We start from the raw sequence: 20,646 nt of genomic DNA, 5'->3' as shown, positions 1-20,646 counted from the left end.
GAGTGCATTCTCCAAAAATGTTTCACGTGAAACATTGGTTATAAAGATAAGGTTTAAAGCTTAAAACGAGCGAGATAAAAATGATTTCAGAAATATATGATGTAATAGTAGTAGGTGCAGGACACGCAGGTTGTGAGGCAGCAGCAGCAGCAGCTAACCTGGGTTCAAAAACACTGCTTATTACAATGAATATGCAGACCATCGGACAGATGAGTTGCAACCCGGCAATGGGCGGAATCGCAAAAGGACAGATCGTAAGAGAAATTGATGCAATGGGAGGATATTCCGGAATTGTGGCAGACAAATCTGCAATCCAATTCAAGATGCTGAATCTTTCAAAAGGTCCTGCGATGTGGTCTCCGAGAACCCAAAATGACAGAATGCTTTTTGCCGAAGAATGGCGCTTAGCATTAGAGAACACTCCCAATCTTGATTTCTTTCAGGATATGGTAAAACAACTGATTGTTGAAAATAATAAAGTAGCCGGAGTGGTTACTTCTTTAGGAATTGAGATTAAAGCAAAATCTGTAGTTCTTACGAACGGAACTTTTCTTAACGGATTAATCCATGTTGGAGATAAACAATTAGGAGGAGGAAGAATGGGTGAACCAAGAGCTTTTGGAATTACAGAACAATTGGTCACTTTAGGTTTTGAAGCAGGAAGAATGAAAACCGGAACTCCACCAAGAGTAGACGGAAGAAGTTTGGATTATTCAAAAATGGAAGAACAAAAAGGAGATGAAAATCCTCAAAAGTTCAGCTATCTTGATACGCCGAAACTGACAAAACAATTAAGCTGCCATATCGTATATACTAATGAAACAGTACACGATATTTTAAGAGAAGGTTTTGACAGAAGTCCAATGTTTAATGGAACCATTCAAAGTTTAGGTCCAAGATACTGTCCAAGTATTGAGGATAAAATTAACCGTTTCGCAGAAAGAAACAGACACCAGCTTTTCGTAGAACCGGAAGGATGGAAAACTGTTGAAATCTATGTCAACGGATTCAGTTCTTCACTCCCGGAAGATGTACAGATCAAAGCAATGAAACATATTCCAGGATTTGAAAATGTAAAAGTTTTCCGTCCGGGTTATGCAATTGAATATGATTACTTCCCTCCTACCCAGTTGAAGCATACGCTGGAAACTAAATTAATTGATAATTTATATTTTGCAGGACAGATCAATGGAACAACCGGATATGAAGAAGCAGCAGGACAAGGATTAATTGCCGGAATCAATGCACATAATAAAGTTCATGAAAAAGGAGATTTTATCCTAAACAGAGATGAAGCTTATATTGGAGTATTGATTGATGACTTAATCACAAAGGGAACTGAAGAACCTTACAGAATGTTCACTTCACGTGCAGAATACAGACTTCTTTTAAGACAGGATAACGCCGATATCAGATTAACGGAGAAAGCATACCAGCTGGGATTGGCAAAAGAAGACAGATTGAGACGTGTTGAAACTAAAGTATCTGAAAGTCAATCACTTGAAGAATTCCTTCGCGAAACTTCTTTAAAACCAGGCATTATCAATCCTGTCCTGGAATCTATTGAAAGTAGCCCTGTAGATCAAGCTTACAGAGCAGCACAAATTCTTACCAGACCTAATATGACATTAGAAAAACTGGATGAAATTGATTTTATTAAAGAGGTTTCTACCCAATATAATGATGAAGTACGAGAGCAGGCTGAGATCAATATTAAATATAAAGGATATATTGAGAAAGAAAAAGAAAATGTTGCTAAGCTGAATCGTCTGGAAAACATTAAAATTCCTGAAGATTTCGATTATACAAAGCTTTCCAGTCTTTCTGCAGAAGCAAAACAGAAGATGTCTAATGTACGTCCGAAGACTATTGCACAGGCAGGAAGAATTAGTGGGGTTTCCCCTGCTGATATTAATGTTTTATTAGTTTATCTAGGACGTTAAAGAAAAATGTTTCACGTGAAACATTAAAAAATAAAACAAGAATTAAGGTATTTATAAGCATAAAACGCTTCTGAATATCTTAATTTTTTTATCATACTAAAGATATTTACTTCAATGAAAATAAAAGATCATTTTCTTTCACAGGAAATATTTGAAATAAAAGAAACAGAAACAAAAGGTGTATTCAAAACCACTCCTATTCCATCCAATATTTCCAGATATTATGAAAGTGAAGATTATATTTCTCATCACCAGGATTCCGGAAGTTTAAAAGAGAAACTTTATAAATTCCTACAGTCTTTTAATCTGCAGTATAAAAAAAATATACTGGTAGACAGAATAAAAAAAGGATCAAAAGTTCTGGACTACGGATGTGGTGCAGGAGAATTTGTAAAATATATTGAAAATGATTTTGAGACCTACGGATTTGAACCGGATGCTGATGCCAGAAAAGCAGCACAGGGAAAAATAACAAAAGCTTCCATTTTAGATAATATTAATAAAATTGAAGAAAATGCCTTAGATGCTATTACACTCTGGCATGTATTTGAACATATAGAAAATCAAGATGAAATGCTTCGTACATTTCACGGAAAATTAAAAGAAAAAGGAATCCTTGTAATTGCAGTTCCTAACCCAACTTCCTATGATGCGAAACATTATAAAGAATATTGGGCCGCTTATGATGTTCCAAGACATATCTATCATTTTTCTAAAAACGGAATGGAAAATTTAATTTCTAAAAATCCCGACTGGAAAATGAGAAAGATCAAGCCTTTAGTTCTTGATTCATATTATATCTCTATGTTGAGCGAAAAATACAAAAAATCACCCCTATTTTGGCTAAAAGCAGTGATCTTTGGAACAATTTCCAACGTAAAGGCATTATTTTCGAACGAATTTTCAAGTTTGATATACATTATCGAAAAAAGATAGAAAATCGATTTTTGACCTATTTATGAAAGTCAATTTTCAACAATTTTCGCTAGAAAAATAAAAAACTCAGGATTTTTTCTCCTGAGTTTTCTTTTTCTATATCATATCTGAATAATAATTCTTCCTCAATTTTATCAAGTCAAAAAATAAGATTGAAATTTACTTTTCTTATCTATCAATAAAAATATCTCCCCTACTCCATTTTTAAAGTAGAGAAAAATATCCATCACCTACACAACATTTATGTACTTAAAGATTTTACTGAACTTTCTCATTCAGTCTTCAACAAAAGCATAAAAACAGCAAAAAAAAGAAGAAATTTAGTTTCAACAAGATAAATTATCACAGAAACAGCTTCAATTCAACTTCAAAATAAAATAAGATACAAATACTCTAAAAAATAGAGAAAGTTGCTTTTTAAGCCATTTATGAAGGTCGTTTTTCGACATTTTATTAAAAGAAAAAATTAAAGCTGATCTGGTAAATATATTTCTGACGAAAAAAAAAGAAGCTACCCTACTCCACTCTACCATTTTTAATAAAAATAACTTTTCCCTACTTCAAAAAATAAATTGATAAAAATTGAAAGGTTGCATTATTTTTTAAAAAAAGGAAAAAATAAAAATACAGAGAGTTTCAAAAAACAATACTTCATCATTTAAAAGTTGGAAGCACCTAAACAATGTTAAACTTCATGGCAAATTTTTAAGTCTGAAGAATAAAAAATTAAAACTTACTTAAATTTATCATGTAAAGGGATCTTAAAATTTCAAAAAATAATTAAACTTATTCATTTTATTATAGTTACCTATGGATTTCTATTGTCTTTAGTAAGATTATCACATGAAAACAATAAGGAAAAATAGTTGAAAAATAAGTTTAATAATTAATAATCAATAATATACAAAACTATCACTATTATATGAAATAAATAAATGATTGAATTTAAAATTTTTAAAAATCTATCTCTCCATTTTCCAGTAGAAATTTAAATACTAAAACAATCTAAAATACTATTACCCTAAAAAAGATAAAGTGAAGCCTATCTCTCCAAAATAATTTTAAAAATTAATAGAATCACTTTTCAATGGGAAGAAGAAATCATAAATTTTCCTTCAAATCCTCTAATAATTTTCATAAAATGATATCAACTACTCCTTCTATATTTTTCGAAATACAAGTATAATTCATAGAAAAAATTACCACTTTTTATATCAATAATATTGCAAAAATAATAGTCATTTACCAAAGCAAAATGAGAATATAACCAGAAATAAAATCACTTGAATTCATAAATTTTACAAGAACAACCTGATCATAAATTTCATTAAAAACATAAGTCTCTGAAAGAGAATTCAACCCATCTCTATATAACTATAAGTTATATCTAAAATACAATGGAAATACCGATCAATAAACGATTTTCATAATGTTCCAGCAATAAAAAAAGCCTGCTAATTATATTAGCAGACCTTACAATATCTTATCTTTTCTATTAATTATTGATGGCAGCTACCCCTGGTAACTCAAGTCCTTCAAGACTTTCAAGCATTGCTCCACCTCCGGTAGAAACATAACTTACCTGATCAGCATATCCGAATTGCTTAACAAAAGCAACACTGTCACCTCCTCCAACTAAAGAGAAAGCACCAAGTCTTGTTGCTTCAGCAATACTCTCTCCTAAAGCAACTGTACCACCAGCAAAGTTTGACATTTCAAAAACCCCGATAGGACCGTTCCAAAGAATAGTTCTTGAATTCAACAATACATCATTAAACTGATCTCTCGATTTGTGACCCGCGTCAAGTCCCATCCATCCTTCAGGGATTGCATAGATATCAGCTTCTTTTCTCTCCACATCATTACTAAAGCTTTCAGCAATAATAGCATCAGAAGGAAGATATACTTTTACTTTATGCTCTTTTGCTTTTCCTAAAATCTCAAGTGCCAAAGGAAGCTTATCTTCTTCTACAAGAGAATTACCAATTTTTCCTCCAAGTGCCTTAATAAAGGTAAATGCCATACCTCCACCAATGATCAGATTATCTACTGCAGGAAGTATATTTTCTATAATGGTAATTTTAGTTGAAACTTTAGAACCTCCTAAAATAGCTGTAACAGGTCTTTCACCACTTTTCAATACTTTATCGATAGCCTGAAGCTCTTTAGCCATTAGTAAACCGAAATATTTAGTTGATGGAAAATACTGAGCGATTACTGCTGTAGAAGCATGAGCTCTGTGTGCCGTACCAAATGCGTCATTTACATAAGCATCTCCTAACTTTGCAAGTTTCTCTGCAAATGCAGCATCTCCTTTTTCTTCTTCATTATGAAAACGTACATTTTCCAATAATAAGATTTCCCCCGGTTTTAAATCGGCAGCTGCCTGCTCTGCTTTCTCTCCGATACATTCATCCACAAACTTTACTTCCTGTCCTAAAACAGAAGAAACTTCGCCTACAATATGTTTAAGGGAAAATTCATCTTTAACCTCTCCCTTAGGTCTTCCAAGGTGCGTAATCAAGATGACAGAACCACCATCATTAAGGATTTTCTCCACTGTAGGTTTCACAGCAACAATTCTTGTATTGTCTGTCACTTTCAGTTGATCATCCTGCGGAACATTGAAGTCCACTCTTACCAGAGCCTTCTTATCTTTAAAATTAAGATCATTGATTGTTTTCATAAATAGATTTATTTTTTGCTAAGCCTTATGAGACCGTCCTGCAGAAATCCTTTTTAGCTTTTGGTAAAATCTCGCAAGAACAATTTCATAAATCTCATTGAATTTTTGTTTCACAAATGTAAGGTTTTAAACTTTTTCAACAGTTTGATTAAAATAAAAGTTTTCAAAAACTTTCCCCGAACCCAATCACCCATTAATCAACAATTTTTTCTCTTTTAAAAAAAAAATAATGTAGTTGTTGTTGAGTGTTGTGAATTTCGGGGATAAGTTTTATGATAATAATTGATAACATTCAACTTGTATCCAATTCATATTTAACTCACAATATAAACTTCTGTAAACCCGCTATTTCACACACTTATTAACAAATGTTGATAACTTTGAAATGAAGGCATTATTAGTTATTTTATTATGGAAAAATCTGGGGATAGCTGAAGAAAACATCTGGAAAGTTGTCGTAAAAATCTTCGGAAAGAATTTCTATTACGAAATAAATTGATCTTTAAAAATAGAAAGTTGAGAAAAGTTTTCCACAGTTATTCACATACCTTTTCACAATTAACTCAGGGTTTACTAACACGAATTGTTATTATTCTTACCTTTGTAAGGAAATAGAATCTAATAAAGCTTAATAAGAGTATTATGAAAAGAAAAATTGCTATCGCAGCGGACCATGCCGGCTATGAATATAAGGAGATTGTTAAGAACTATCTTTCAGAAAGGTTTGAAGTTCAGGATTTTGGAACGTTTTCCACAAACAGTGTGGATTATCCGGACTTTGTACACCCTGCCGCAACCTCTGTGGAAAACGGAGAAAATGAGCTGGGAATCCTGATCTGCGGAAGCGGAAACGGAGTTCAGATCACTGCGAACAAACACCAGAAAATAAGATGTGCTTTGTGCTGGATGCCGGAGATCGCAACACTGGCAAGACAGCATAATGATGCTAATATGATTTCAATACCGGCAAGATTCATAGCTAAAGAACTGGCGCTTGAAATTGTAGATCAATTTCTTTCAACAGACTTCGAAGGTGGAAGACACCAGAACAGAGTTGACAAAATTGCATTTTGCTAAATAAATAAAATAAGGCTTGTAAATCACTTTGCAAGCCTTATTTATTTTTTATTCGTACATTTGCAGTGTCCGATAGAAATTTATACTCTATTTTTCTCCAAAGCCTTTCTTATATTTGAAATATATTAATAGAAGGTTTTTCTCTTTTCTTCTCCAGAATTGTATTAAATTTATACAAAACTAAAGCTCCCGTTGTAAGTAAACTGAAAGATAATTTCTGATGATTTACGGAAAGATTCTAATGATGAAATTGAATGACCTTATACAAAGGAACGAATAAGGAAGATTTAGAAAATGGTCTTAGTTGAGAAAGATCAAAACAATTAAAAGAAAATTAAAATGCCAAAAAAAAGAAAATATATAAGTCATAAAAATGATTTAAAAATGATGGAGATCGGAAGAATGATCCTCCGTTTTATGAATGCAAATTCATCCAAAATTTATAATTATAAGCAGATCGCTGACGGAATAGATTACAAAAATCCAAGACAAAGAGAACTTGTGATCCAGGCACTGCATAAACTTCAGGGATCTGAAAAGATCAAAGAAGTAGAAAAAGGAAAATATATCGTGAACCTGAAAATTGCAGGAACGCTTACCGGAACTATAGACTTCAACCAAAGTGGAAATGCTTATGTAAGTGTGGAAGGATTAGAAGACGATGTCTTCGTTCATGCCAAAAATGTGAAGGATGCACTGCAGGGAGATAAGGTTCTTATTATAACTTATCATTATAAAGGAAAGAAGCTGGAAGGCTCTGTCCTGGAAGTTTTGGAGCGTACCAGAACGGAATTTGTAGGAACATTTCAGAAGGTTACTCACAAGGAATTTGGATTTGTGGTTTGTGATAAAAAAACAATCAATACAGATATCTTTATTCCGAAAGGAAAGTTCAATAATGCTGAAGATGGCGATAAGGTCATTGTAAAAATGACAGAATGGAGGCCGGGTGACAAAAATCCGGAAGGTGAGATCATTCAGGTGCTGGGTGCTCCGGGAGAACATGAAACAGAGATCCACTCTATTCTTGCTGAATATGGTCTTCCTTACGAATTTCCACCGGAAGTAGAAGCTGACGCGGATAAAATCGACAGAAGCATCACAGATGAAGAAGTTGCAAAACGCTGGGATATGCGTGATATCTGTACGTTTACGATCGACCCTAAGGATGCGAAGGATTTTGACGATGCTTTATCCATAAGAAAGCTGGAAAACGGAAACTGGGAAATCGGGGTTCACATTGCAGATGTATCTCATTATGTAGTTCCGGGAACTATTCTGGATGATGAAGCTTATCAGAGAGCCACTTCGGTATATCTTGTTGACAGGGTTGTGCCGATGCTGCCGGAAGTGTTGAGTAATGATGTATGTTCACTGCGTCCACATGAAGATAAATATACTTTTTCTGCAGTTTTTGAACTGAATGATAATGCTGAAATTCAAAAGCAGTGGTTCGGAAGAACAGTAATCCACTCAGATAGGAGATTCACATATGAAGAAGCTCAGGAGCGTATCGAAACCGGACAGGGAGATCTGGCTGAAGAGATCAATACGCTTGATAAGCTGGCCAAAATAATGCGTCATGAACGTGTCAGAAAAGGAGCCATTACTTTTGACAGAAGTGAAGTAAGATTCAATCTTGATGAAAATAATGAGCCGATTGGGGTTTACTTTAAAATCAGTAAAGATTCCAACCACCTGATCGAGGAATTCATGCTTTTAGCCAATAAAAAAGTATCAGAATTTGTATCCCTTTCAAGAAAAGGTGAGATCACCAATAATACATTTATTTATAGGGTACACGATGATCCGGATCCTGCAAAACTGGAATCGTTGAGAGACTTCGTTGCTACTTTCGGATATAAAATGGATTTGGCCAATACCAAAAAAGTGGCTGCGTCTTTGAATAAACTTCTTCATGAAGTAAAAGGAAAAGGGGAAGAAAATATGATTGAAACGCTTGCTATGAGAAGTATGAGTAAGGCGGTATACTCTACGGAACCAATCGGCCACTATGGTTTAGGTTTCGAGTATTACAGTCACTTCACCTCTCCTATCCGTCGTTATCCCGATTTGCTGGCACACCGTCTTCTTCAGCATTATCTGGATGGAGGAAAATCTCCAAACAGAGGTGAGCTTGAAGAAAAAGCAAAACACTGCAGTGCCATGGAAAGATTGGCAGCTGATGCGGAAAGAGATTCCATTAAGTACATGCAGGTAAAATTCATGGAAAAACATTTGGGAGAAACATTCAGAGGAGTGATTTCCGGAGTGGCGGAATTTGGTTTCTGGGTTGAAATTCCTGAGAATGGTGCTGAAGGTTTGATCAAGTTGAGAGACCTTGTGGATGATTCCTATATGTATGATGCGAAAACCCATGCTGTATACGGAATAAGACATGGAAATAAATACCAGCTTGGAGATGAAGTTCAGATTAAGGTGGTGAAAGCCAATCTGATTCAGAAGCAGCTTGACTTCCAGATTGTGAAGTAAATATATTGTATTTAGTGTTTTAAACTTACTATTATTGATAACAGTATTAAAAAATAACTGTTATCAATATCTGCACAATCATAAAAGATTTCGAATTTGTTTTTAATGAAAACTGTTTGGAAAAATAAAAAAGATTGCTGAACACATTCAGTAAAACCGTAATATAAAAGAGGTTGTTCCAAATGGAATAACCTTTTATTTTTTTGTGATAAAATAAAATAAACAGTCCTCTCCTGCTCCGTTAAAAATTTAAGATTAAACTCTTATTAAAATCCACTTGATATATCACAACTTTATTGAATAATTAAATCATAAAGTCTAACTTTGTATAAAACGAAATGAATTTTTTTCATTTTAAAACACTACTTAATGCTAGAACTTGTACTATCTGCCGTCATATTAGGATTTATGCTAAGCCTGGTTTTCATAGGACCTATTTTTTTCCTGCTGATTGAAACCAGCTTTTCCAGAGGCCCCAGACATGCCTTGTCACTGGATCTTGGCGTCATTACAGCAGATTTATTATGCATTGTAGCAGCCTATTATGCCAGTACAGATATTGTAACGTTAATAGATAAACATCCGGGATTTTACAGGATCACTTCTATTCTTATTTTTGTCTACGGGATTGTGATGCTGGTGACCAAAACCAAAATGCACCTGCCCGGAGAAGAAAGGATTATTGGACAGAATTATATCAAGACATTTTTCAATGGTTTTTTCTTTAATCTTCTCAATGTTGGAGTCATTCTTTTCTGGCTGGTAACGGTAATTTCCGTAAGGAATCAATATCCGGACACCAGCAGTTTTATTTTATACATCAGCATAGTACTGGCCACTTACCTGTCTATAGATCTTGCCAAGATATTTCTTGCCAAGCAGTTTCATGATAAATTAACACAAAAACTGGCCAACCAGATCAGAAGAGTTGTTGGCTGTATTCTTATTATCTTCAGTTTCTTTATTTTCCTGCAGAGTTTCAAAAAATTCAATCAGTTTGAAAGACAACTGGAGGAAGCAGAAAAGAAAGAAGTAAAATATCAAAAAGCAAAATGAAAAAAATGATCTTTCCAAAGTCTCTTAAAAAAGGAGACAAAATAGCTGTTATTTCCCCTGCAGGAGCTGTAGATGCCACTCAATTGGAAAAGGGAATAGAAATGATTAAAAGCAGAGGTTTTGAGCCCGTTCCCGGAGAACATCTCTACACAAAATTTTCAAACGGATATAATTACGCCGGAACAGAAAAGGAAAGAGCAAAAGATATCAACTGGGCTTTTAACGATAAGGAAATAAAAGCTGTATGGGCTTCCAGAGGAGGCTACGGTTGCCAGCATCTGCTTCAGCATCTGAAGCTTAGAAATTTCTCAGAAAACCCGAAATGGTATATCGGATATTCCGATAATACAGTTATCCAAAGTTATCTGATGAAAAAAGGTTTCGTTTCCATTCACGGGCAGACTGTTAAAACATCCAGCTTTGGAGTTACTGACGAAAGTTATGATCTTATTTTCGATATCCTGAAAGGGAAAAAGCCAAAATACAGCCTTAAATCTCACCCATTCAATAAAAAAGGGAATATTCAGGGAGAACTGGTTGGAGGGAATTTAGCCCTTATCTATGCCCTTCTGGGAACCAGATATTCTTTTGACTTTAAAGACAAAATTCTGTTTATCGAAGATATAGGGGAAAACTTCTATGCACTGGACCGTATGATCATGAGTCTGGAGCTGGCAGGCGTTTTCAATAAAATCAAAGGATTGATTGTTGGTGGAATGACCAATATGGGTGATGAAAAGGAAAATCAAAGCTATGATGAAAGTTTTGATGAGTTCGTTTATAAACTGATCTCAGACAGAATTTCAAAATATAATTTCCCGGTAGTATTTGCTTTCCCGAATGGACATATTAAGGACAACAGGCCCCTTTTAATCGGTGCCAACGTGAAAATGAAAGTGGATGCTAATGTAAAAATAGATTTTTAAGGCACTCTACTCTCCTATCTCCAGACTCTTAACTATACACTATGGCCCATCATAATGATTTTGGAAAAATAGCAGAGAATCTTGCTGCTGATTATCTTCAGAAAAATGGCTATAAAATTAAGGCCAGAAACTTTCGTTTTAAACAAAACGAAATTGATATCATTGCTGAAAAAGATAATCTGATTATTATCGTGGAAGTGAAAGCAAGATCCACCGATGCCTTCATCCTTCCTCAGGAAGCTGTAACCAAAACAAAGATAAAATCTATTGTTTCTGCAGCTAATCATTATCTGGAGGAATGTAATAACGATCAGGAAGCCAGGTTTGATATTATTTCTGTTCTTCCCGATGAAAATAAAAATTTAGTAATTGACCATATCAAAGATGCTTTTCAGTCTTTTGATGCGAATTAATATATCAATACAACAATGTTTTAATGTAACAGAATCATGACATTGATAGAGGAGTGCATTCGGACATTTAACAACCAATTTTATGAAGACAATATTGATCACCGGAGCAACTTCCGGTATAGGTAAAGCCACAGCAGAGCTTCTTGCAAAACAAGGAAACAGAATTATTATTTGTGGAAGGAGAAATGAGGTGCTGGAATCTGTAAAAACAGAACTTTCTCAATACACCGAAATATTTAGTTTAATATTTGATGTAAGGAATCTTGAAGAAGTGGAAGCGGCCATTAATTCCCTTCCTGAGAACTGGAAAGATATTGATGTTCTGATAAATAATGCTGGCAATGCTCATGGGTTAGATCCTCTCTCTGCTGGTAAGACGGATGACTGGGATTCTATGATTGACGGAAATGTGAAGGGATTACTCTATGTTTCCAAAATGATTATTCCGGCAATGAAAACTAAAAATTTAGGTCATATCGTAAATATCAGTTCTGTAGCAGCAAGACAAACCTATGCGAACGGAGTAGTGTACTGTGCAACAAAGAAAGCAGTAGACGTTATTTCGGAAGGTATGAGACTGGAGCTTACCGAATTTGGAATCAAAGTAACCAACATCCAGCCGGGAGCTGTAGAAACCGATTTCTCTCTGGTAAGGTTCAAAGGCGACAGTGAAAAGGCTTCAACGGTGTATGCAGGCTATGATGCCCTGAAAGCGGAAGATATTGCTGATGCCATTGCTTACTGTGTAAATGCTCCGAAACACGTTACTATTTCAGATATGACTATCTATCCGAGTGCTCAGGCGGAGCCAAGAACGATTTATAGAAAATAGTCCAAAATAATGGAGTAAATTTGCACAAAATTAAATGCGGTTTTGCTTTTGCAATTTTGCTGTTTAGCTTAAAATAAAAAAATGAAAATTCTATATCTGGAAACATCATCCAAGAACTGTTCAGTAGCCATATCAGACAATGAGAAGCTATTATGCCTTTGTGAAGAAGTTTCTGAAAACTATAAACAGTCTGAAAGCCTTCACACTTACGTAGAATGGGCATTGGAAGGAGCGGGGATTACGCTTAAAGATATCGAAACTGTTTCTTTAGGAAAAGGCCCCGGATCTTATACCGGCCTACGAATCGGAGCGGCCTCTGCAAAAGGGTTTTGTTATGGACTCAGAGTGCCTCTGGTAGCAGTGAATTCTCTTGAAAGCATGATAGAGCCTTTTTTAGGCGATAACTTCGATTTTATAATACCTTTGATCGATGCAAGGAGAATGGAGGTTTATACGGCCGTTTATGATGGTAGAACAGGGGAGGAGTTATCCAAGACAGAAGCGAAGATTTTAGATGAGACTTCTTTTGGAGAATTTAAAGATAAAAAAGTTCTGTTTGTAGGGGATGGTGCTAAAAAAGCAAAAGAGATTCTGAATCTTCCGGATGCAGTTTTTAATGAAAACGTTTATCCTTCTTCTCAATATCTGATCAGAAAGACGCTGGAAAAAATAGAAAATAAAGAATTTGAAGATATGGCTTATTTTGAGCCTTTTTATCTGAAGGACTTTCACGGAGTAAAGAAAAAGAAAAGCGAAGAGTAATCTTCGCTTTTTTATTTTATTGAGGTCTTGGCGGGATCTTGGAACCCGATTTTGTTTCGTTCGGCTTTTTAGGATTTTGTGGAGCAGTATTCGTATTAATGTTCTGCATCGTATCCAGCTGCTGTACTTTTCCGCTGTTCATTTGTGGAACTCCCGTATTTTGGCTGCTAGGCTGTATTGGTGCTCCCGAAGGCTGCTGAGGAATAGAATTTCCTTTATTATCCGTTGCCTGGAAGCTCAAATCACTTTTCAGGTAATTCAACATTTCTTTGGCTCGTATGCCTTCAGGTGTCTTGGAATAATTCAGGGCAATCTGTTCAAGCTGCAGAATCATAACTTCCTTTCCACTTGATTTTCCTGCATTGAAAGCATTTAATAAATACAGCTTGGGAACCAGAGCATCTTTCGGATACTTCTGAATCGTCTGATCAATCAGATCTTTACTTTCGGAAAATTTTTCTGATTCAAATAATGCATATGCTTTTTTGTATTCGTTTTCAACTTCTTCGGTTGATTTTACAAATGATTTATTCTTAGGATTTCTGGCAAATTCTGCATAAGAAGTATATGGATAATCTGCCAGGAGAATTTGTTTTGCTCTTTCAGAAGCCTGTGGATTTTTCTCATAATTCATGGCAAAAATCTCATACAATGCCTGTAACATCACTTTTTCTTCCGGCTTTACATCCACAAGATCATAAAGCGTTTTCGTGGCCAGTGGAGTATTGGTAAAATAATTCTGATACATAATTCCCAGACCTAATGAAGCGGTATCTCTGTCCTTTTTTAACTGAGATAATTTCCCCTGATCCGTAGGAATTTGTTCAATATAGTACGCAGGCTCAAAACGTCTTGGATTAGGCGCTGAGGTTACTCCCAACGCTTCATTTTTCATATCTTCAATAGACGCCATTTTCTTGGAAGAACGCCAGTTATCAGCCAGGGCACGGTCTCCCCAGATCTGCTTAAATGAAGAGGTTCCTTTGCTTACCGTTCCTGAATTGCTGAAATAAAAACCTTTTGTAGTGACTCCAAAGTCTTCAAAAGAATTGCCACTATTGGCAAAAATAGAATTGGCACTGTAATCTCCGGTATCAAAACCTTTACTTCTTTCTGCACGTCTTCTTTCCTGTTCCTCTTTCTCTTCTTTAATCTTTAATTTGGCAATATATTTTGTGAAATAGTCTGTTTTCTGTGCATCATTCATTTTTGCCAGAGAAAGAATACTGTCATTCTTTTTGATCAGATAGTAGTTTTTGGAAATCTTTTTAATATACTCGGATTGATCTTTTAACAGGATTTTTGATGGTTCATAAGTCATTACGGCAAGCGCGGAGTCATAATAACTTCCGGCTCCGATATAATCATTCTTGTCAAGGTAGCTTTTTCCTATTTCATAATAAGCCAATCCACGGATCTGAGGATCAGAAACCTTTTCAAACAGTGATTTTCTGAAGAATTGCTGAGCTTCATCTTTTTTGCCTGCTTTATTGGCCATCAAACCTAAGGCATAGTAAAATTCGTTCTTTCTGGATCCATACATCCCTTTTTTACTGATTCCTTCCAGATAATTTTTGGCTCCTGCATAATCACCTTTACCGTTGAAAGTTTTGGCGATGGCAACCTGAGATTTTACTTCAAATTCGAAATCACTGGCATATTTATACGCTGCAGCATAGCTTTCTCTTGCTTTATCATTCTGGTTCAGGTTTTCCAGCACCTGACCTCTCAGGTAAGCGATTCTGCTCTTCAGTTTTCTGTTTGTATTGAGCTCAAAAGCATTGTCAAGTTCCTTGGCAGCTTCTTCTTTTTTACCAGCATCAAGCAGAGATTCGGAATAGTAAATGCTCAGCAGTTTTGCGTAGCTTTTACTGATATCTTCACTTTTCAGTTTGGCAAATGTTTCATGCGCTCTATGATAATCTTTGATCTGATCATAAGCAAGCCCCTGATAGATTCTTGCAAGTGGAATCCTTTTGTCATCTTTCATACGGGTGAAGACATAATTGAGAGCATCCAGGGCCTCCAGAGATTTACCCCTATAAATTCTTGCCTGTGCAAGGATCATGTAGGCATCAAAAATCTGTTTGTTTTTCTCTTCACCATTTCTGGTTACAGAGTATTTATTAATTGCTTTTAAAGCTTTAGCTTCTGCAATTTCCAGAGTAGTGGCTCCTTTATTCTCTTCTCCTTCAGGTCTTGAAGGACCGTTTCCCTGAGGTCCGCCGGGAATATTCGGAATTCCTGAATTGCCTCTTCCCGAAGGTCTGTTGGCTACTTCTGCCATCTTCATAGAGTTTTCTGCAAAAGCTTCAGTCTGCCCGAGATCACTGCCCAAAGGCTGTTCTTCATAAGTAAGAATGGGAATATAGGGAGCATAGAAATTGTCTTTATGCCCTTTATCTCTGGCTGTAAACTCACTGTTTAACGCATCTTTTGCATTAAAGAGAGTGTTATAATATGTGGAAAATCCTTTCAATACTCTTGAACGTTGCTCCGGCTTTTTGGTTTTGGTAGCACAGGAAGCAACAAGACATATGACTAAAAGGAATAATATATTCTTTTTCATTATTCAATATAACTCGCTAATCTGCTTTTTATTATCAGCAGTTTGATGATTTTGTAAAAATAATAAAATTTTATAATGAATAATATTTATATTTCTGGTGGAAATATTTTATTTCTTCTTTAAGGGGAGTTTTGAACCTGATAATCTTTTAAATCAGCGAAGATTCTTTCAGTATTTTATAAACAAGATGGGTAGGAAGCCCCATAATGGTATAATAACTTCCGGTAAGGCTTGTGATCTTTGCCATTCCCAGCCATTCCTGGACACCATAACTTCCGGCTTTGTCGAAAGGCTTATAGTTCTGAATATAATAGTTTATTTCTTCATCCGAAAGCTTGTCCAGAGTAACATCAGCCACATCGGTTTCAGTGATAGATTTTCTGGCGGTTTTGATGGTAATTCCCGTATACACCTGATGAGTTCTTCCTGAGAGGTTTTGAAGCATTTTAAAGGCATCCGCTTCATCTTTAGGTTTACCAAGGATCTGATTGTCGATAGCAACTACCGTATCGGCAGTCAGAAGTACTTCATCTTCCTCCAGACTTCTGAAAGCATCTGCTTTTAAGTCAGAAAGATAAGCGGCAGCTTCCTGTATTTTGATGGCTTCCGGAATAATTTCTTCACAGTCTATTTTTACGACCTCAAATTCAAAACCAAGGCTGGAAAGAAGCTCTTTTCTTCTTGGAGATTGTGATGCTAAAAGTAATTTCATAAACAAAGTTATACAGATTGAGTATTATCATCATGCCAGTTTCCCTGAACTTTCATTACCTGTTCAATGACATCACGAACCGCACCTGTTCCTCCTTTTTTAGGAGAAATATAATCGGAAATTCCTTTTACTTCAGGTACTGCATTTTCAGGACATGCCGCAATAGCTGAATTTTCCATAATATGAATATCCGGAAGATCATCACCCATGGTCAAAATTTCTTCGTTTTTAAGATTATATTTCCTCTTAAAGTCTTCAAAATCATCTATTTTATTGTGAGACTTCGGATAGTAATCCTGAATCCCCAGATAATTGATTCTGTGCTTTACCATTTCATCATTTCCTCCCGTAATAACCCCGATTAAATAATTGTTTTTTAAAGCTTTTACTACTGCATAACCGTCCAGGACATTCATTACCCTGCACATATTTCCTCCGGGAAGCAGATAAACGCTTCCGTCTGTGAAAACTCCGTCAACATCAAATACAAATGCCTTAATATCTTTTAATTTCTCTTTATAGCTCATACATTTCCTGAATAGAATGATTCATTGTTTTATAAATTTCAAGACTTTCGTCTTTTAATAACTGTTCATGCAGCTGTAAAATCCTTACATCATTTCTTACTGCCGGACCGGTTTGTGCCATTTTGGGTTCAATTTCATGAATTTTCTGAACCGTTTCATCAATAAGGGGTAAGAAATAATCAAACGGAATTTCCTGTGAATCTGAAATTTCTTTAGCCCTTGAGAAAAGATGATTCACAAAATTGCAGGCAAATACAGCCGTCAGGTGAATATATTTTCTTTTTTCGTGATTGCTTTCCATTACTCTTTCCGAAATCTTTGAAGCAAGATCAAACAATGTTTTTTGATCTTTTTCATTTTCCGCCTCTATAAAAAACGGAATTTTTTCATAGTCAAGTTCCTTGGATTTTGAAAAAGTCTGTAAAGGGTAGAAGCTGGATTTTCTATACTCACCAGCCAGAACTTCTTTTGGAAGAGATCCTGAGGTATGGGCCACCAGACAATCTTTTTTTGTAATAATTTTTGAGACTTCTTCCACAGAATGATCGCTTACACAAAGAATATAAAGATCTGCTTCTTTCAGATGATCTGTAGAGTAGGGAATATTTAATTCTTCAGAGATTCTACTTAATTCTTTTTCGTTCCTCCCAAATAGCTGCGCCACAGGAATGCTTTTCAACGTGAAAGCTTTTGCCATATGATAAGCTACATTCCCGGAACCGATGATTACAATTTGCATATAACAAATATAAGATTTTAAGCTGAGCCGGGAAAGGAAGAACACTTCAGAAATCCTGTACTTCAATATAGGCACGTTTATTGCGTAAGTGTCTCATATTATTTTTAATATTTAAAATGAAAATTGAATTTTTAATTTAACTTTCAGCTATTTTTGTAATCCAAAACAATGAAGGCATCTTATGAAGATTAAGGACGCGGAAATTATTTCGTTGATGCAAAATCCACGAACCCAGGATAAAGGGGTTCGTGCCTTGATGGATGCCTATCAAAGCAGATTGTACTGGCACATACGAAGAATTATTGTGGACGGAGATCTTGCACAGGATACTTTGCAGGAAACTTTTATTAAAGCATATCAGAATTTTCATCAGTTTAAAAATGATAGCCAGTTGTATACCTGGTTGTACAGAATCGCTACCAACGAAGCACTACAACAGGTCAACAAAATGAAAAAAATGCAGAAAACGGATGAGGATCCGGAGTATCATATGCAGAATCTCGTCGCAGATAATACAGAAGGAGATGCTGAGGAAATACAGATTTTACTGCAGAATGCTATACAGAGCCTGCCCGAAAAGCAGAAACTGGTATTTATGATGAGGTATTATGATGATTTGCCCTACGAAGAAATATCAAAAATTGTAGATATGTCGGTAGGGACTTTGAAAACAAATTATCATTATGCCAAACAGAAAATAGAAGAGTATATTAAAGAAAATTACGAAAAATAATTTTTGACCAACAAAGATGAAAGAGTTCGACATAGAAAAATTAGAGCGTAAAAACATTTACACAGTTCCTGATAATTTGTTTCAAAATATTCAGGAGAATGTTATGAATGATATAAAGGCAAGTAAAAAAGCACCTGTCTTTAAGCTGAACTGGATGTATGCTGCAGCAGCATCGCTGGCTTTGATTTTTGGAGCAACTTATGTTTTTAATTCAGATAATGATTCCCCTGAACAGATACTGAACTCTAAAACAGCTTATGCTGCCAATGACGGAGCGCCGAAAACAGAAAGCGAGCTGGCTTATGAAACTTTAAAATCTGATTTAACTTCTGTTGAAAATAATGATCAAACAGTTGACAATCAAAAAAATAACAATGTCTACGCTTCTAAAAGTGTAAACGAAACCAAAAAAACTGCAGAGACCCCTGAACCGGTGAAAGCTGTAAAGAAAAAAGAAGAAACACGAATGAATGAATATCTTGACTCGTTTTCTAATTCTGAAATTGCAGAGTTAGCAAGTAATTCGACTCAGGACGTTTATTTGGATATTTATAATTAAAAGAAAATGAAAAAGATATTATTGACGTTTTTGATTATTTATGGCTTTGGATTGAATGCCCAAAGAACGGATTATGATTGGAAAATGATGGATCCTAAACAAAGGAAAGAAGTCATCAATAATCTTTCTCCGGAAGAGAGAAAAGAACTCCTGAAGAAATTCAGGGACAATATGATCATGGATAATCTTAATGTTGATCCAGACGATAAAGCCGAATTTACACAATTGTATAACGAATATCTGGATAGCCAGAGGCAGATAAAAAGTCAGTTTAATTCGAACTTTGATCCTGAATCCTTAACGGATGACGAGGCTAAAGCAAAATTGCAGCAAAGTTTTGAATTGGGACAAAAGTTATTGGATAACAGAAAGAAATATGCAGATAAAATGCAGCAGGTAATTCCCTGCCAGAAAGTTTTGAAGCTGTTTCAATCCGAGAAAATGATGAAGGATAAAATGGACGAAAGAAGACCTCACGGAAACCATAACAATGCTTCGGGACCTAAACAGAACCCATAATAGTTTATTTTTTTAATGTTGGACGGCTCTTACAGATATTTCTGTGAGAGCCGTTTAATTTTGTTGTAAATTTCTATTTTTGTTGAAGTTAAAACATAAATTATGAGAAACATTTTTTTCTTTTTATTGATTTCAGTTTTTGCATCAGCACAGAAAATAGAAACCATTGATCTTTCAAAATCCATTAAAGATGGCAAAAATTCTATCAAGAGTCTTACGGTAATAGATCAAAGGGCAAATCAAGAAATTGGAATTGTTATGCACCATAAGGACGAGGTAAAAGTTGTTTTCGAAAATAATGCCAGCAAAGACATACAGGATTGGTTTTATAAGTACAATCCGTCGCGAGGAAATAATGATATGGTTTTTTTGCTTGAAAATTTAAGTATTTCAGAAGATAAAAAGGAAAAGTATTCTATTGGAAAGCTTGAATTAAAGGCAAGTACATTTATTAAAAAAGAAGACGGATATCATTTTATGGATAGAATAGATACTGTGGCAACAGTCTCATCACGTACAACACCTTATCTGGCACAAAGTCTGGCAAGAAAAGTGACTTTAATTCTTACTGATCTTTTTAAAGACTCCTATAAAGCAACCCCTTGGGAACTTAGCATTTCAGAAAATGAGTTTCCTGATTATGCCTCTGTATTAAAAGAAAAATTGAGTATTCTAAAAGCAAATGAACTTAAAGAAGGGGTTTACAAAGACTATTATAGCTTTTTTACTCACAATCCTGAACCCGGATTTACTTTGCAGGCTAATGATAAGGGAATCATTACAAAGGCTGTAAAAGGAGATGAAAAATCGACAATAAGACATTTTTATGCTTTTGTCTATAAGGGCATCGCATATAAAAATATTCCTGTGGGTTACACTGAGATTTTCAAAGATGATAATGGGGTTTTTATAGAGGCAACAAAAGCAGAATTATTTCCTGAAACGGTTACAACAGGGGTTACAATTGGGGCTGCAGCAGGAGGTATGCTTGGAGGCACTATTGGTGCAGTGATAGATGTCAGTTTATCAAAAAAAAGAAAGACCACTGGAGGGGCTAAAGTTTATCTTGATCCTTTTACGGGAAATTACCTGTTACCGGAAGACTTTGGCAAAACAAAATAATATTTAAAAAGAGGAAAAATTTTCCCTCTTTTCTTATTGTTA

At 35.2% G+C, this 20,646-nt stretch carries 18 protein-coding genes; 13 read left to right on the top strand and 5 right to left on the bottom strand.

The features are described from left to right. Positions 1–80 precede the first annotated feature (80 nt). Both mnmG and V0410_RS15340 read left to right on the top strand, forming a co-directional pair. Positions 81–1,943 carry a tRNA uridine-5-carboxymethylaminomethyl(34) synthesis enzyme MnmG gene (gene mnmG, locus V0410_RS15345; RefSeq protein ID WP_120232317.1) on the top strand — a complete coding sequence of 621 codons (1,863 nt, stop codon included), beginning with the start codon at positions 81–83 and terminating at the stop codon, positions 1,941–1,943. A gap of 114 nt (positions 1,944–2,057) precedes the next feature. Beyond that, positions 2,058–2,879: a class I SAM-dependent methyltransferase gene (locus V0410_RS15340; RefSeq protein WP_330744756.1), complete on the top strand. Its 822-nt coding sequence runs from the start codon at positions 2,058–2,060 to the stop codon at positions 2,877–2,879. A 1,495-nt stretch (positions 2,880–4,374) separates the two neighbouring features. Here the strand turns inward: V0410_RS15340 and V0410_RS15335 are convergent. After that, positions 4,375–5,565, bottom strand: a complete 1,191-nt coding sequence (locus V0410_RS15335) for a phosphoglycerate kinase (RefSeq protein ID WP_202842158.1) — start codon at positions 5,563–5,565, stop codon at positions 4,375–4,377. A 642-nt stretch (positions 5,566–6,207) separates the two neighbouring features. Here V0410_RS15335 and rpiB point away from each other — a divergent pair. The 7 genes from rpiB (at position 6,208) to tsaB (ending at position 13,124) form a co-directional block, all read left to right on the top strand. Then, complete coding sequence (gene rpiB, locus V0410_RS15330) at positions 6,208–6,642, top strand: ribose 5-phosphate isomerase B (protein ID WP_330744755.1); 435 nt, start codon at positions 6,208–6,210, stop codon at positions 6,640–6,642. Positions 6,643–6,981: 339 nt separating this feature from the next. Continuing rightward, the gene (gene rnr / locus V0410_RS15325) at positions 6,982–9,135 is read left to right on the top strand and encodes a ribonuclease R (protein ID WP_330744754.1); all 2,154 of its coding nucleotides are present in this window, start codon (positions 6,982–6,984) and stop codon (positions 9,133–9,135) included. Positions 9,136–9,504: 369 nt separating this feature from the next. Beyond that, positions 9,505–10,191 (top strand): LysE family translocator, encoded by a 687-nt coding sequence (locus V0410_RS15320; RefSeq protein ID WP_330744753.1) that lies wholly within the window; start codon positions 9,505–9,507, stop codon positions 10,189–10,191. Next, the gene (locus V0410_RS15315) at positions 10,188–11,117 is read left to right on the top strand and encodes a S66 peptidase family protein (RefSeq protein ID WP_330744752.1); all 930 of its coding nucleotides are present in this window, start codon (positions 10,188–10,190) and stop codon (positions 11,115–11,117) included. The genes V0410_RS15320 and V0410_RS15315 overlap by 4 nt, the downstream gene beginning before the upstream one ends. Before the next feature lie 41 nt (positions 11,118–11,158). Further along, a complete protein-coding gene (locus V0410_RS15310) occupies positions 11,159–11,530 on the top strand; it encodes a YraN family protein (protein WP_202842168.1) in 372 nt (123 codons plus the stop codon). 82 nt (positions 11,531–11,612) lie between these two features. Then, the gene (locus V0410_RS15305; RefSeq protein ID WP_330744751.1) at positions 11,613–12,362 is read left to right on the top strand and encodes an SDR family NAD(P)-dependent oxidoreductase; all 750 of its coding nucleotides are present in this window, start codon (positions 11,613–11,615) and stop codon (positions 12,360–12,362) included. 81 nt (positions 12,363–12,443) lie between these two features. Beyond that, a complete protein-coding gene (gene tsaB / locus V0410_RS15300) occupies positions 12,444–13,124 on the top strand; it encodes a tRNA (adenosine(37)-N6)-threonylcarbamoyltransferase complex dimerization subunit type 1 TsaB (RefSeq protein ID WP_330744750.1) in 681 nt (226 codons plus the stop codon). Positions 13,125–13,140: 16 nt separating this feature from the next. On the opposite strand, the gene porW is transcribed toward tsaB, so the two are convergent. From porW to V0410_RS15280, 4 genes are all read right to left on the bottom strand, one after another. Further along, positions 13,141–15,693 carry a type IX secretion system periplasmic lipoprotein PorW/SprE gene (porW, locus tag V0410_RS15295; protein ID WP_330744749.1) on the bottom strand — a complete coding sequence of 851 codons (2,553 nt, stop codon included), beginning with the start codon at positions 15,691–15,693 and terminating at the stop codon, positions 13,141–13,143. Positions 15,694–15,841: 148 nt separating this feature from the next. After that, positions 15,842–16,405 (bottom strand): Maf family protein, encoded by a 564-nt coding sequence (locus V0410_RS15290; RefSeq protein WP_330744748.1) that lies wholly within the window; start codon positions 16,403–16,405, stop codon positions 15,842–15,844. A gap of 8 nt (positions 16,406–16,413) precedes the next feature. Next, positions 16,414–16,932 (bottom strand): KdsC family phosphatase, encoded by a 519-nt coding sequence (locus V0410_RS15285; RefSeq protein WP_330744747.1) that lies wholly within the window; start codon positions 16,930–16,932, stop codon positions 16,414–16,416. Next, complete coding sequence (locus V0410_RS15280; RefSeq protein ID WP_330744746.1) at positions 16,922–17,671, bottom strand: Rossmann-like and DUF2520 domain-containing protein; 750 nt, start codon at positions 17,669–17,671, stop codon at positions 16,922–16,924. Before V0410_RS15280 ends, V0410_RS15285 begins: the two co-directional genes overlap by 11 nt. A gap of 181 nt (positions 17,672–17,852) precedes the next feature. On the opposite strand from V0410_RS15280, the gene V0410_RS15275 reads away from it, so the two are divergent. The 4 genes from V0410_RS15275 to V0410_RS15260 all read left to right on the top strand — a co-directional run bounded on the left by V0410_RS15275 (position 17,853) and on the right by V0410_RS15260 (position 20,604). After that, entirely contained in the window at positions 17,853–18,404 is a 552-nt protein-coding gene (locus V0410_RS15275) for an RNA polymerase sigma factor (RefSeq protein ID WP_110008945.1), read from the top strand. 16 nt (positions 18,405–18,420) lie between these two features. After that, on the top strand, positions 18,421–18,963 hold the full coding sequence (locus tag V0410_RS15270; RefSeq protein WP_330744745.1) for a hypothetical protein: 543 nt from the start codon (positions 18,421–18,423) through the stop codon (positions 18,961–18,963). A gap of 6 nt (positions 18,964–18,969) precedes the next feature. Beyond that, entirely contained in the window at positions 18,970–19,482 is a 513-nt protein-coding gene (locus V0410_RS15265) for a hypothetical protein (RefSeq protein ID WP_330744744.1), read from the top strand. 102 nt (positions 19,483–19,584) lie between these two features. Further along, positions 19,585–20,604 (top strand): hypothetical protein, encoded by a 1,020-nt coding sequence (locus V0410_RS15260; protein ID WP_330744743.1) that lies wholly within the window; start codon positions 19,585–19,587, stop codon positions 20,602–20,604. Positions 20,605–20,646: the final 42 nt, after the last annotated feature.

Origin of the sequence: Chryseobacterium sp. CP-77 (assembly GCF_036362765.1) — a bacterium.
In the GTDB taxonomy this organism is placed as follows: Bacteria; Bacteroidota; Bacteroidia; order Flavobacteriales; family Weeksellaceae; genus Chryseobacterium; species Chryseobacterium cupriresistens.
Note: the sequence above shows the minus strand (reverse complement) of the source record. Positions and strands in the feature narration are given on the sequence as shown.